Source organism: Longimicrobium sp. (genome assembly GCA_036389135.1).
Taxonomy (GTDB): domain Bacteria; phylum Gemmatimonadota; class Gemmatimonadetes; order Longimicrobiales; family Longimicrobiaceae; genus Longimicrobium.
Genome location: DASVQP010000121.1, coordinates 1 through 12,409, shown reverse-complemented (window position 1 = coordinate 12,409; position 12,409 = coordinate 1). Strand labels below are relative to the sequence as shown.

The 12,409-nt window shown below is 66.9% G+C and carries 14 protein-coding genes; 8 read left to right on the top strand and 6 right to left on the bottom strand.

Translation table 11 applies throughout. The annotated features are described in order from the left end of the window. Window positions 1-1,685: DGQHR domain-containing protein (locus tag VF584_24690; GenBank protein HEX8213396.1), on the top strand; the 1,685-nt coding region annotated here is incomplete at its 5' end. 109 nt (window positions 1,686-1,794) lie between these two features. Here the strand turns inward: VF584_24690 and VF584_24685 are convergent. The 5 genes from VF584_24685 to VF584_24665 form a co-directional block, all read right to left on the bottom strand. After that, entirely contained in the window at window positions 1,795-2,205 is a 411-nt protein-coding gene (locus VF584_24685) for a hypothetical protein (GenBank protein ID HEX8213395.1), read from the bottom strand. Beyond that, on the bottom strand, window positions 2,206-3,345 hold the full coding sequence (locus tag VF584_24680) for a DNA adenine methylase (protein HEX8213394.1): 1,140 nt from the start codon (window positions 3,343-3,345) through the stop codon (window positions 2,206-2,208). A 138-nt stretch (window positions 3,346-3,483) separates the two neighbouring features. Further along, entirely contained in the window at window positions 3,484-4,008 is a 525-nt protein-coding gene (locus VF584_24675; GenBank protein HEX8213393.1) for a DUF393 domain-containing protein, read from the bottom strand. After that, window positions 4,005-4,391, bottom strand: coding sequence for an OsmC family protein (locus VF584_24670; GenBank protein HEX8213392.1), 387 nt, complete (start codon window positions 4,389-4,391; stop codon window positions 4,005-4,007). The genes VF584_24675 and VF584_24670 overlap by 4 nt, the downstream gene beginning before the upstream one ends. A 37-nt stretch (window positions 4,392-4,428) precedes the next feature. Beyond that, entirely contained in the window at window positions 4,429-5,217 is a 789-nt protein-coding gene (locus VF584_24665; GenBank protein HEX8213391.1) for an SDR family NAD(P)-dependent oxidoreductase, read from the bottom strand. Between the two features lie 241 nt (window positions 5,218-5,458). On the opposite strand from VF584_24665, the gene VF584_24660 reads away from it, so the two are divergent. Further along, the gene (locus VF584_24660) at window positions 5,459-5,989 is read left to right on the top strand and encodes a PepSY-associated TM helix domain-containing protein (protein HEX8213390.1); all 531 of its coding nucleotides are present in this window, start codon (window positions 5,459-5,461) and stop codon (window positions 5,987-5,989) included. 129 nt (window positions 5,990-6,118) lie between these two features. Next, window positions 6,119-6,751: a hypothetical protein gene (locus tag VF584_24655; GenBank protein HEX8213389.1), complete on the top strand. Its 633-nt coding sequence runs from the start codon at window positions 6,119-6,121 to the stop codon at window positions 6,749-6,751. Between the two features lie 16 nt (window positions 6,752-6,767). Here VF584_24655 and thpR read toward each other — a convergent pair whose 3' ends face one another. Continuing rightward, window positions 6,768-7,325: an RNA 2',3'-cyclic phosphodiesterase gene (gene thpR, locus VF584_24650; GenBank protein ID HEX8213388.1), complete on the bottom strand. Its 558-nt coding sequence runs from the start codon at window positions 7,323-7,325 to the stop codon at window positions 6,768-6,770. 331 nt (window positions 7,326-7,656) lie between these two features. Here thpR and VF584_24645 point away from each other — a divergent pair, with 331 nt between their 5' ends. The 5 genes from VF584_24645 to VF584_24625 all read left to right on the top strand — a co-directional run bounded on the left by VF584_24645 (window position 7,657) and on the right by VF584_24625 (window position 12,080). Continuing rightward, entirely contained in the window at window positions 7,657-8,505 is an 849-nt protein-coding gene (locus VF584_24645) for a zinc metalloprotease HtpX (protein ID HEX8213387.1), read from the top strand. 218 nt (window positions 8,506-8,723) lie between these two features. Then, the gene (gene msrP, locus VF584_24640) at window positions 8,724-9,638 is read left to right on the top strand and encodes a protein-methionine-sulfoxide reductase catalytic subunit MsrP (protein ID HEX8213386.1); all 915 of its coding nucleotides are present in this window, start codon (window positions 8,724-8,726) and stop codon (window positions 9,636-9,638) included. After that, on the top strand, window positions 9,639-10,259 hold the full coding sequence (locus VF584_24635) for a protein-methionine-sulfoxide reductase heme-binding subunit MsrQ (GenBank protein ID HEX8213385.1): 621 nt from the start codon (window positions 9,639-9,641) through the stop codon (window positions 10,257-10,259). 50 nt (window positions 10,260-10,309) lie between these two features. Then, window positions 10,310-10,609, top strand: coding sequence for a hypothetical protein (locus tag VF584_24630; protein ID HEX8213384.1), 300 nt, complete (start codon window positions 10,310-10,312; stop codon window positions 10,607-10,609). Between the two features lie 70 nt (window positions 10,610-10,679). Next, window positions 10,680-12,080 carry an MATE family efflux transporter gene (locus VF584_24625; GenBank protein ID HEX8213383.1) on the top strand — a complete coding sequence of 467 codons (1,401 nt, stop codon included), beginning with the start codon at window positions 10,680-10,682 and terminating at the stop codon, window positions 12,078-12,080. The last annotated feature ends 329 nt before the right edge of the window (window positions 12,081-12,409 follow it).

The following is a 12,409-nucleotide window of genomic DNA, read 5'->3' as shown; positions in this document are numbered from 1 at the left end:
CGGCATGTACCTGCGTCTCTGACCCAAACGGAGCGGAATCATACCCGCGGATCGGGTTCGAATTGCGTAGCAACCGCTCCGTACGACGTTTTCCACGGCTACCCGATACCCGCTTTTCCGCTGTTTCCGGATGGAAACTAGATAGCGTTTTTCTTTACGATAACATCGTCGTCGTTGTTGAGGACACTACTCTGGCGACCTCAAACATAGGTGATCATCTGCGCAAGAAGGCTGAGTTTTTCAGCCATCTACAGATGCATCGCCTTTCCACGCTTGAGGTACTGCGTGGAAGCTTTGAGCGATTTGCAGAGTACTTCAATCGTTCAGACTTCGAACCGGAAGAATACCATTTCCGATTTGTGTACGCATCACGAAACGACGTGGACGAAAGCTATCAGACTCACTACGGCCAGGCTTGTAAGCTTCTCTCCTACTCTAGCCTTCAATATTTTCTCAGTCTGACCAAGACTATTAAGCGGAGTGCTCGTTTCGAAATCCTCAAATTCCTCGACGTAGATCTGCATCAGGTGGGGTCCCCCAAGTCTAAAACTGATTTGAGTACTTTCTCCGCACTGCAGTTGCCCCCGGTGCAGAGCGGATTCCCACGCGGCCACAAACTGGTCTCCTTCTTAGTTGATCCCGCCACGCTCCTGGAGCGCGCCTATGTTCTGCGCGCGGATTCTTGGCGCGACAGCGACGCGCTATACCAGCGTCTGTTGGTGAGGGATAAAATAGGAAGCATGCGTAAATACCTCGTTGAGGAACGACGCGTGTTCGTGAACAACATCATAGTGACGCTTAGAGGCGACGCTGTCTACCATCCCGCTCCCGGGTCAGAACCAGAAGATTCAGGTGCAACTCATGTTTCGGTGGGAGAACTGACGATACCTAGGCGATTTGATGCGATCGGGATAATTGATGGTCAGCACCGGGTATACGCGTATCACGAGGGTGACGACCAACTCGATACGAAGATCGCAGCCCTTAGAGGTAGACAGCACTTGCTGGTGACGGGAATCATATACCCGAACTCAATTAGTTCTGCTGAAGCGGAGGCGTTTGAAGCGAAGCTTTTCCTTGAAATCAATGACAAACAGAAGCGGGTTCGTGGTGATCTAAAACAAGCCATCGAGACAATAATCAATCCGTGTTCGGATGTGGCAATCGCCAAGTCTGTGCTGCACCGTCTCGGGGCAACGGGTCCCCTAGTGGGGATCTTGGGATTGCATTTTTTTGACACTGGGAAATTGAAAACCACATCAATAGTCAGCTACGGTCTCAGACACATCGTCGGGCTCCGTGAACCAGTGTCTTTTTTCAACCGGTGGACCCGGCCTGACAAGAGTAAGCTTCTAGACGTGTGCGATCGCGATGTGCTCGACCTGTATGTTCAATACTGTGGAACGGAGCTCAACAAGCTCATTGGAGCATTCAAGGCGAGTCGACCGCAGGAGTTGTGGACTACCAACCAGCGAGAGAGTCGCATGCTAACTACAACGACTATCAATGGCCTCGTCTTCTGTATGCGTTTGCTACTTGGAAATCAACGGCTGGGTAGTTTCGATAGCTACTTGGAAGGATTCAGACGGTTAGATGTGGATTTTAGACCGGGAAAGTTCCCATACAAGTCCAGCCATTGGCGAAAGCTGGGGGAGCATATCTACGATCAGTGCTTTAACCCGTGAAGGCGCGTCGCTAGTCTGCGGGGCGCCCCAACGATCGTTCGTGATTCCCGCCGGTTTCCTATAATGCGCTGGCCTCGCCGCAGCCTTAAACAATCGGGGGTTGAGATCGTTAGTCGCCGCCCGGCTCCAGAGTGCTGCACGCCCACCGGGGATAGCTGCTCCTACACCGCCGCGGGAAGTCCATCGCCTCCATCGCCTGTGCAACCGTTTCGGGAGCTTGCCTCGCCCGAACGCGCAGGCCTGACCAGCTCAGCCGCGAGCCGAGCGCCTGCGAAAAAGCGGAGGCCGCGCGGTCCTGCGAGACGCCCATGAAGAGCCGGGCGATCACCAGGAAGTCCGGGTGCTGGCGTAGTAGTGCGGTGAGCTCCTCGAGCGTGGCAGGCCGCCCCGCATCGTTCATCCCCTGAAGGACGCGCGGAAGCAGCTCCTGCAGCGCACGCGTCTCGTCATCCACTCCCTCGGAGGGGAGCTCCACCAGCTCGCCCAGCAGACGGTTGAAATCGACGGGTGGAAAGGCCATCTACTCGCCCACGATCAGGTACTCCTGCACCGCCGCGCGGGTTTCGGCGACGTTGTCGTGCGTGCCGAAGTGGTAGCGGTGCGGCCGCGCGAACACCTGCACCGTGCGCTTGTAGCGGCCGAGCAGCTCCACGAGCACATCCAGGTCGGGGAACCCGTTGGATGAATAGGAGAGCACGATGGTGCTCCCGGCGAAGTGCGCGAACATCCTGTCGAACGCGTCCACGGCGGTGCGCCGGTACGAGAACGGGGTGAAGCGCTTCGCGATCTTGCGTGCCTTGGTGTCGAAGCGGATCTCCGTCCCCTCGTCCGTCCAGTACGAGGCGAGGCCTTCCAGAAAATGGTAGCGCTTGATGTAGCAGTTGTCGTCCGCCCGCGGCACGTATGGCGGGTCCAGGTAGACGAGCTCCACGTCGGTCGGGGCATCGAACACGTCGGCGCGGATGGCCCGGTGCACCTTTCCGTTGTCGAACACCGCCGCGTTGTACGCGGCCGCACTCTTCAGGAAGTGCTCCTCCAGGCTCATGTGCAGGTCCCGCCGCCCGTCGTCGTACCTGGAAGCGTCGCCGGTGATGGTGAAGACGCCGCGCGGCTGGCGCTTCACGCACGCCCGCACCGCCGCGGCGATGGCCAGCGCGCGCCGCGCGGGCGATTCCAGCTCCCGGATGTTCGACCAGAGCGTATCCAGGAAGCGCAGGTCCGCGGGCGTAAAGAAGACCCCGCCAAACGTCTCCTCGATGAACGCCTTCCGCCCCGGGTTCTCGCGCACCAGCGCGGCGAGATCACCGGCCGAGAGGGTGTCGGACGAGTTCTCGACGGTGGCGCGCGAGATCTGCGAGGGGAAGTTGAGGAAGTCGCACGCGGTCACCTGCTTCCCCATCGTCTTCATGAGATACGCGACGGCCCCGCTTCCCGAGAACGCGTCCAAACAGCTCTCGAACTGGAGCTCGCCGAGAACGGAGTGGATCCACGGGAGAAGGCGGTGCTTGCTCCCCATGTAGCGGAGCTGCGGAAAGTCGCCCGCGCGGGCGGGAAGCGCCGGGATCTCGCGTTCGGTTGCGGCAGAGGTCATGGCGCACAAGCTACCCGCGGCGGCGGGCTGCGGCCAGACGGCGGCGCCGAGGGGGAGCGAGGTCTGCATGGGGCGGATCGCAAACGGGGAAAGGGGCGGAGCGTCGAATCTCACGCCCCGCCCCCCGTTCGTCCACCACCCGTGTGAAAGCGGCCTGCGCCACGCCCGGCGGTCCCGGGGCGGCGCTTCAGGACCGCCTGCGACGCGTCAGCTTCCCGCCACCTCGGCGGTGGTCTTCAGCGGCAGCGTGTCACCGGCGGGGGCGAGCTCTTCGGGCGGGGCGTCGCCGAAGTCGATGTCGAGCGGGCGTAGCTGGCAGTGCGCGCCGCAGCCGAAGCGGTAGCGGTTGGCCGCGAACCAGCGGTAGAAGCGTTCGAACCCCACGCCGAAGTAGGGGATCTTGAAGACCCAGCCGATGGCGCCGCCCAGCGGCAGGATCTTGAGGAGCTGCTCGATGGCGCCGCCCCCCTGCCACGTCTTCCCCCCCGGCCCCACCAGCTGCAGCGCCTGCCCGTACGCCTCGCTGGGAATCCAGGGGAAGCGGGTGAGCACGGAGGTGTTCTGGAACGGGATCACCTCCATCTCGTTGTTCCGGTCCCACTTGCGCAGGAGTCCGGAGAGCCGCGTGCACACCTTGCACTGGCCGTCGTACACCACCGTGTAGGGGCGCCCCATCCCCGCGGAGGCCGCTTCCTGGCCGCCGAAGACGAAGTGGACGACGGGGAAGCTCATGCTCCCGCCCCCGTCTGCGCGGCGCCGGTGACCAGCGTCGTGACCTCGGGCGGCGCGTGCAGTGTACGGTGGATGGGGCAGAGGCCCGCGGCGCGCCGGGCCGCCTCCCGCCGCTCGGCGGGGAGCGAGGGCCAGTCCAGCGCGACCTCCATCTTCCCGATGCGGTGCGGCTTTTCCACGTACTCGAAGCCCACCTCCACCGCAAGGTCGGCGGCGGGGATGTCGGCGTTGGTGGCCCACGACTGGAGGATGGAGTAGGTGCACACCGCCAGGCTGCTCGCCAGCATGTGCCCCGGCGAGTAGGTCATCTCCGCCGAGTCCGCCTCCACGCTCAGCGGCCCCGCGCCCCCCTGCACGCGAAGCCGGTCCTCCGAAAGCAGCATGATCTTCAACGGGCCCCCTCCGTGTGCATGCGCCGGCTCACGTCGCGCACAGCAGCGACTCCCCGCCGTCCACCCACATCTCGGTTCCCGTGAGGTGGCTGGCGGCGTCGGAAGCCAGGAACAGCACCACACGTGCCACCTGCTCGGCGCTCCCGGGGCCGCGCGTCAGCGGGTACTTCGATTCCTCGCTGGGGTACTCCGGCTCCACCTTCACCCTGTCGACGTGGCGCTGCTCGGTGTTGTCGTCGATAGCGGTCTCGATGGCGCCGGGGCAGATCACGTTGATGCGCACCCCGTGCGGCCCCAGCTCCAGCGCCAGCATCTTGGTGAAGGCCACCTGCCCCGCCTTGGACGACGCGTAGGCCGACGCACCCGTGTTCTTGAAGATGCGCGTGCCGTTGATCGACGAGTTCACGATCACGGACCCGCCCTGCTTCTTGAGGTGCGGCACGGCGTACTTCACCGTGAAGAAGGTCCCGGTGAGGTTGATGGCGATCGTCTGCTCCCACTCCTCCGGCTCCAGCTCTTCGATGGGCGCCCACACGCCGTTCACTCCCGCGTTGGCGAAAACGACGTCCAGCCGCCCCCACTCGCCCACGACCTCCTCCACCGCGCGCTTCATATCATCTGCCTTGCTGACGTCCGCGACGACGGCGAGGGCCTTGCCGCCGCCCTTTTCGATCTCCCCCACGACCGGGTCCAGGTTCTCGCGGTGGCGGCCCAGTACGGCCACCTTTGCGCCCTCCTTCGCCATGAGAATGGCGGACGCCCGCCCGATCCCTTCGCCGCCGCCCGTCACCAGCGCCACCTTGCCTTCGAGCTGCATCGTCGTCCCTCCCGTTCAGCGCGTTCGTTGTTTGGAAGCCCGCGGTGGAGAGATTTTCGTGCCGCATGGGTACGAACGGCCTCACACAGAGGCCACAGAGGGAACTGCAAGCCACTGAGAGAAAACCTTTCGCCGTTCTTGCTGTACCCTCTGTGGCTCTGTGTGAGGCTGCTGTTGCTGTTGTAGTGGAATTTGCTACCTTGGCGGCGTGCGATCGGGTGAACCTCAGTGGGAGTGTGGCATGCGGTGGAACCTGCTGGTGCGGAAGACCCATTCGTGGGGCGCGATCCTGGTGGCGCTCCCGGTGATCGTCATCATCAGCACCGGCCTCCTACTGCAGCTCAAGAAGCAGTTCACCTGGGTGCAGCCCGCCGAGTTCGAGGGCACGGGAACGGCGCCGGCCATCTCGCTCGACCAGGTCGTCCGCGCGGCCTCCACCGTCCCGCGCGCCGAGGTGCGCGGGTGGGACGACGTGCGCCGCATCGACCTGCGGCCGGGGAAGGGGGTTGCCAAGGTGTGGACGCAGAACGGGTGGGAAGTGCAGGTGGACCTCGGCACCGCGCGGGTGCTGCATTCGGCCTACCGCCGCTCGGACCTGATCGAGTCGATCCACGACGGCTCCTGGTTCCACGAGCACGCCAAGCTCTGGCTCTTCTTCCCCGCCGGGCTCACCCTGCTCGTGCTCTGGCTCACGGGGATGTACCTGTTCGTGCTCCCCATCTGGGTTCGCAAGCGCCGCCCGCCGCGCCCGCCGGCCCGCCGCGCGGCTTGAGAGTAGGTTGTGAGTCGAGAGCGAGCGAGGTTGTTCTTGGATCTGAGGCTCGTCGCAGCAAGATTGTGATTCAGAGCTGTACTCAACCCGGGCGGGTGCCCGGTCTCGATCTGCGAAGGAGTGTTTTCGATGCGAGCCTTTCTCCTCCTCTCCATGGCCGCGCTCTTCGCGGCCCAGCCCGCGGCCGCACAGTGGATGGTGGGCGCGGGCTACGGCGAAACGTTCAGCGGAAAAACGTCGGGCGCCGCATGGCACGCACAGGGGACCGCTCCGCTGCTGCCGAACAGGCTTTCGCGCCACGCCGAGATGTATGTGTTCGCGCAGCAGGGGACCGCCAGCGGCTCACCGTTGTCGTGTGAGCGGGTGCGGCAACTGTACTGTTTCGGTCGTGGAGACCGGAACACCATCGTGGGCGCGGGGATCTCGGGCAAGCTGGAGAGGTCGCACTTCGGCGGGCGCTTGCGGGTTTACTCCCGGGGCGGAGTGGGCGTGTACCACCAGCGTGTGACTTCCACGGAGCAGCAGGGGGTGGTTCCCATCTGCATCGACTCGAGCGGCGAGATCGTTCCCTGCCAGAACGTTCCGCCCGCCGGTGACTTCACCGTCAAAGGCGCCTACACGGGACCCGGGATCACCGCCTCGGCGGGGGTGCGCTTCCGGGCACTGCGGATGGACGGGTTCATGGAGTTGGGCACGCACGTGGCTCGGGTCGATGACGGCTTCGCGGGCGGCGTGCCGTTCACCCTCGGGTTCTCGCTGTAGGACGGGGGCGCGTCCGTCACAAGGCGAAGCGCTGGAGCGCCTCGTAGCGCGGCGGGCCGCTCCCCAGGTGGCTGCGGAAGAGGACCACGCCGTCGACCTGCATCCGCCCGCCGAACGGCGGAGCCGCGGCGACGACCGTTTCGACGTCGCGCGGCGGGTTGAGGCGGCTGATGGTGAGGTGCGGCGAGAACGGCTTCTTTTCGGCGGGGAAGCCGGCGTGGCGCGCGGCCTCCTCCACCAGCGCCGCAACTCGCTTCAGCTCCGCGGCGCCCTCATCGACGCCCACCCACAGCACTCCCGCGCGACGCGGCCGGGGGAAGGCGCCCAGCCCGCCGAGAACCATCCAGAAGCGCGGGCCCAGCGGCGCCTTTCCGAGCGCCTCCACCAGATGGCGGTGCTGATCCGCGTCCGTGTCACCCAGGAAGCGCAGGGTCAGGTGCCAGTTCGCGGGGACCACCGGACGCCCCGGAATCCCGCCGGGAAGGGCGCGGCGCAGGTGCTCGCCGAGGGCGTCGCGCAGTGGATCGCTGAGCGGGACGCCGAGGAAGAGGCGGCCGGCGCGGGGCTCGGTCATGGGATGACGGGTGCGGGGAACCGAAGGCGCGCAATGGCGGTACGACACAGCACGCGCCGTTCCGCCGAGGGCGGAGTCATCTGCAACTATGGCAGCCGCAACGCGGTACGCCTGTTGCACATCAGCGCGGACATGGAAGGGGAGTAGCCGCGCGGGCGAGACAGCCCGTGTGACCGGATCGTCAAGACTGCGCCTCTCGGGGCGCACGGTCCGGACAGGTTCCAGTGAGAGCCAGGCGAGACCTTCGCGACAGGTGCCGGTGTGCGTGCGCACACCGGCCGCGCGAGGGTCTCGCCTTCGCGCGTCGGGATCACACAGGAGGGAGCGGGAGATGAACAACGTAAAGGTATTCGGTCTGATGGCCGGGCTCACGGCGCTGTTCGTGATGGCCGGCGGCGCGTTCGGCGGGCAGACCGGGATGATCATCGCCGTCGTGATGGCGGCGGCGATGAACTTCATCGCCTACTTCGCGTCGGCGAAGATGGTGCTGCGCATGTACGACGCGCAGGTGATCACGGCGGAGCAGGCGCCCGAGTTGTACGCCATGGTGGACCGGCTGCGGCAGCGGGCCGGGCTCCCCATGCCCACCGTGGCCATCGCGCCGCACATGCAGCCCAACGCCTTCGCCACGGGGCGCAACCCGGAGAACGCGGTGGTGTGCGTGACCGAGGGAATCCTGCAGCTCGTGTCGCGCGACGAGCTGGAGGGGGTGATCGCGCACGAGCTGGCGCACATCAAGAACCGCGACATGCTCCTGCAGACCTTCACCGCCACCATCGCGGGCGCCATCTCGTCGCTGGGTCAGATGGCGATGTGGGGCGCCATCTTCGGCGGCAGCGACGAGGAGGAAGGGGGCGGCCCCATCGGCGCCATCCTGATGATCTTCCTCGCCCCGCTGGCGGCCTCGGTGATCCAGATGGCGATCTCGCGCCAGCGCGAGTTCAAGGCGGACGCGGTGGGCGCGGAGATCTGCGGGCGTCCGCTGTCGCTGGCGCACGCGCTGCGCAAGCTGGAGGCGGGTGCGGAGCGCATCCCGATGCACGTGTCGCCCGCCGCGGCGCCGATGGCGCAGGTGAATCCGCTCGCTTCGATGCACGGCGGCGGCTTCTCGCGGCTGTTCTCCACGCATCCCCCCACGGAGGAGCGGGTGGCGAGGCTGGAGGCGATGGCGGGGCGTTAGAACAAAAAAGCATCACACAGAGATCACGGAGGGAACCGCAAGGGCACAGAGAACCTCTTGTGGTTCTTTCCGTTTGTTTCTGTGTCTCTGTGTGAAATGCCGTTCGTCCCCTGGCCCGAATCCGGCGTCGGCCCGGCGAGCGTATGTAGAGGGTGCGGCGGAACATGGGTCGGTCCGCGGCCTACAAGCTCACCGCACCCCAACCAAGGTACTCGCCGATGCTGATCCGCAAGCCCGACGACATCCCGTCCTCCGAGATCACGCCGGAGAGCGTGTACGTGAACCGCCGCGGCTTCATCGGGGCGGCGGCCGCGGCGATCGCCACCGTGGCGGCGCCCGCGTCGCTCGTGGCGTGCGCGGAGGCGGAGGGGGCGCAGGACAAGGCGAACTCGTACGAAGAGATCACGCAGTACAACAACTTCTACGAGTTCGGCACGGACAAGGAAGACCCCGCGCGCCTGGCGCCCCGCCTCCTCAAGACGCGGCCATGGACGGTCAGCATCGAGGGGCTCTGCCGCAAGCCGGGGCGCTACCCCATTGACACCCTCATCCGCGCCAACCGCGTGCAGGACCGCACCTACCGCCTGCGCTGCGTGGAGGCGTGGTCGATGGTGATCCCGTGGCAGGGGATCCCGCTGCGCGACGTGCTGGCGCGCGCCGAGCCCCTCCCGGGCGCGCGCTTCGTGGAGCTCACCACGCTGCACGACCCGCGGCAGATGCCGGGGCAGCAGCGCGGCGTGCTGGAGTGGCCGTACGTAGAGGGGCTGCGGATGGACGAGGCGATGCACCCGCTGACCCTCCTCGCCACCGGGCTCTACGGCAAGCCGCTTCCGGCGCAGAACGGGGCGCCGCTGCGGCTGGTGGTGCCGTGGAAGTACGGCTTCAAGTCGATCAAGAGCATCGTCCGGATCCGCTTCACCGACCGGCAGCCGCGCACGGCGTGGAACGTGTCCGCGCCCCGCGAGTACGGCTTCTACGCCAACGTCAATCCGCAGGTGGACCACCCCCGCTGGAGCCAGGCGCGCGAGCGGCGCATCGGTACCTTTCTGCGCCGCCCCACGCTGATGTTCAACGGCTACGGCGAGCAGGTGGCGGGGCTGTACCGCGGGATGGACCTGCGGAGGAACTTCTAGGTGGCACGCGCTCTGGACCGCGCCGCGAAGCCCGCGGCGTGGCTCCTGGGGCTCGCCCCGCTCGTCATCCTGGCGACCGGCGGGATCGGCGTGGACCCCATCGAGACGGTGACGCACCTGACCGGCTTCTGGGCGCTGACCCTGCTGATGTCGTCGCTCGCTATCACACCGCTGCGCCGGCTGACGGGGTGGAACGGGATCATCGGCGCGCGGAAGGTGCTGGGGAACTTCGCTTTTTTCTACGCCGTGCTGCACTTCGCCACGTACCTGGTGGACCAGTCGTTCTCGTGGGGGTTCATCGTGGCCGACGTGGTGAAGCACTGGTGGGTGACGGTAGGGTTCGCGGCGCTGCTCCTCCTGGTGCCGCTGGCGCTCACCTCCAGCCAGCGCGCGATCCGTCGTATGGGAAAACGCTGGCAGAAGCTGCACCGGTTGGTTTATGTTGCAGCGGGGCTCGGCGTGCTGCACTTTTTCCTCCTGGTGAAGAAGGACCTGGTGCCGCCGCTGATCTTCGCCGGCGTCTTTGCGGGGCTGATGGCGTTCCGCTACGAGCTGGTCACCGGCAAGCCGAAGCGGGCACCCGTGCGGGCCCGCGAAACACCCCCGGTCCGCGTACCGTAGCAGAGCAAACGAGCGGCACCCGCACATCCGGAACGAAGAAGGAGAGAGCTATGGGCCCCGAACTCGCCCCGATGATCGTGATGACGACCGCGATCCTCACCACCGGCGCCGTGCTGATCCTGCGCCCGATCTCCAAGCGGCTGGGACGGCTGCTGGAGGTGATGGCGGAGCAGCGGCTGAGGCCCGCGCCGCCGCCGCCGCCCGCGGACATGGCGCAGATCCGCGATCTCCTCAGCGGGATCGACAACCGCCTCTCGATGATGGAGGAGCGCCAGGACTTCGCCGAAGCGCTCCTCTCCTCCGGCGAGGGGCGCGTGATCGGGGTGCAGGTGCCGCAGGAGCGCAACTGAGACGCCACGTCCGTCCACACCCGCGAGGGGCTCCGCCGGCCGCGGAGCCCCTTCGCTTTTAGGGCTGCACATGAGCCACGCATTGCGGCGCCGCAGGCGCCTCTTTCTCCACGAAGTGCGCGAGCTGGCGCGGATCGCCGGGCCCATCGTCGTGGCCCAGCTCGGCGGGATCGCGATGAACACCACCGACACCATCATGGTGGGCCGCCTGGGCGCCACCGCGCTTGCGGCGGCGGGGATCGCCAGCGCCGTGCAGTTCGCCCTGATCGTGGTGTGCAACGGCGTGGTGATGGGGATGAGCCCGCTGGTGAGCCAGGCCTTCGGCGCCGGCGACCGCGAGGAGTGCCGTCGCGTGCTGGTGCAGGGGCTCTGGCTGGCCGCCGCGCTCGCCGTCCCCGGCACGCTGCTGTCGGTGTCTGGCCGGCGGGTGTCGCTCCTGCTGGGCCAGGTGCCGGAGGTGGCGCTACTGGCGGGCGACTACCTGACCGCGCTCGCCCCCGGGGTGCTGCCGCTCCTCCTCTTCATGGCCTTTCGCCAGTACCTGGAGGGGATGGGCGTGTCTCGGCCGGCGATGTGGCTGAGCTTCGTGGGGGTGACGCTGAACGTGTTGGGGAACTGGGTGCTGATCTGGGGCGTCCCCGGCGTGGTGAGGCCGCTCGGCGTCGTCGGCTCCGGCATCGCGACCTCCGCGGTTCGCTGGGCGATGCTCGTGGGGATGGTCGTCTACGTCCTGCGCGTCCCCGCGCTGCACCCGTTCCGCGGCGTGTCGCTGCGCCCGGTGGTCGCCCGGCTGCGGCGGATCACGGGGCTGGGGGTGCCCGTCGGCGCGCAGCTCGGCGCGGAGGTGGGGATCTTTGCGCTCTCGGCGGTGATGATGGGGTGGCTGGGTCCCGTGCAGCTCGCCGCGCACCAGGTGACCATCAACGTCGCCTCCACTACCTACATGGTGCCGCTGGGGGCGAGTATCGCGGGTTCGGTGCGTGTCGGGCAGCACGTGGGGGCGGGGAACGCGCGCGGGGTGCACCGCGCCGCGCTGGCCACGTACCTGGTGGCGCTCTCCTTCATGGCGGTGTGCGCGCTCTTCTTCGTGCTCTGGCCGGAGGCGGTGGTCGGCCTCTACACCGACGACCCGCGCATCATCACGATGGCGAGCACGCTCCTCCTGCTGGCCGCGCTCTTCCAGCTCTTCGACGGCGCCCAGGCCGCCGGCATCTGCGTCCTCCGCGGCGCCGCGGACACGCGCATCCCCATGTGGATCACGCTGCTGGGCTACTGGGGCGTCGGCTTTCCGGTGGCGTACTGGCTGGGCTTCCACACTCCGCTCGCGCACGTCGGAATCTGGGCCGGGCTGGTGGCGTCGTTGGCCGTGGTGGCGCTGCTGATGGCGCTGCGGGTGCGGCGGGTGGTGTGGGGGCGGAGTGCCCCCTCCCCCCGACCCCCTCCCCCGCCTGCGGGGGCGCAGGGCGGGTGAGGGGGAGAGTCTGGCGCGAGGGGCCCTCACCCCCGGCTCGTTACACTCGCCTGCCCCCTCTCCCGATAACAGGAGAGGGCTGCGCCCCCTGTTATCGAGAGAGGGGGCGCATGTCGTTGCCAGGCGCGTAGATCCTGTAGGGGCGCGATTCATCGCGCCCGCATCCGGTAGGGGCAGACCCACGTGTCTGCCCGCCCTTGCCCCCACCCCGCAACACCCAATCCGGTAGGGGCAGCCCCGCGTGGCTGCCCGTGGCTTACCCCGCGCCGCCGCCTGGCAACCGGCACGGGGCGGCGCCGAGGGCCGGGGACGTGAGAAGAGGCACCGGG

Bases quoted from the DNA above. Each gene is read 5' to 3' on its own strand.
- VF584_24685 (HEX8213395.1), bottom strand. From the start codon at position 2,205: ATGGCCTTTCCACCCGTCGATTTCAACCGTCTGCTGGGCGAGCTGGTG.
- VF584_24680 (HEX8213394.1), bottom strand. From the start codon at position 3,345: ATGCAGACCTCGCTCCCCCTCGGCGCCGCCGTCTGGCCGCAGCCCGCC.
- VF584_24675 (HEX8213393.1), bottom strand. From the start codon at position 4,008: ATGAGCTTCCCCGTCGTCCACTTCGTCTTCGGCGGCCAGGAAGCGGCC.
- VF584_24670 (HEX8213392.1), bottom strand. From the start codon at position 4,391: ATGCTGCTTTCGGAGGACCGGCTTCGCGTGCAGGGGGGCGCGGGGCCG.
- VF584_24665 (HEX8213391.1), bottom strand. From the start codon at position 5,217: ATGCAGCTCGAAGGCAAGGTGGCGCTGGTGACGGGCGGCGGCGAAGGG.
- VF584_24660 (HEX8213390.1), top strand. From the start codon at position 5,459: ATGCGGTGGAACCTGCTGGTGCGGAAGACCCATTCGTGGGGCGCGATC.
- VF584_24655 (HEX8213389.1), top strand. From the start codon at position 6,119: ATGCGAGCCTTTCTCCTCCTCTCCATGGCCGCGCTCTTCGCGGCCCAG.
- thpR (HEX8213388.1), bottom strand. From the start codon at position 7,325: ATGACCGAGCCCCGCGCCGGCCGCCTCTTCCTCGGCGTCCCGCTCAGC.
- VF584_24645 (HEX8213387.1), top strand. From the start codon at position 7,657: ATGAACAACGTAAAGGTATTCGGTCTGATGGCCGGGCTCACGGCGCTG.
- msrP (HEX8213386.1), top strand. From the start codon at position 8,724: ATGCTGATCCGCAAGCCCGACGACATCCCGTCCTCCGAGATCACGCCG.
- VF584_24630 (HEX8213384.1), top strand. From the start codon at position 10,310: ATGGGCCCCGAACTCGCCCCGATGATCGTGATGACGACCGCGATCCTC.
- VF584_24625 (HEX8213383.1), top strand. From the start codon at position 10,680: ATGAGCCACGCATTGCGGCGCCGCAGGCGCCTCTTTCTCCACGAAGTG.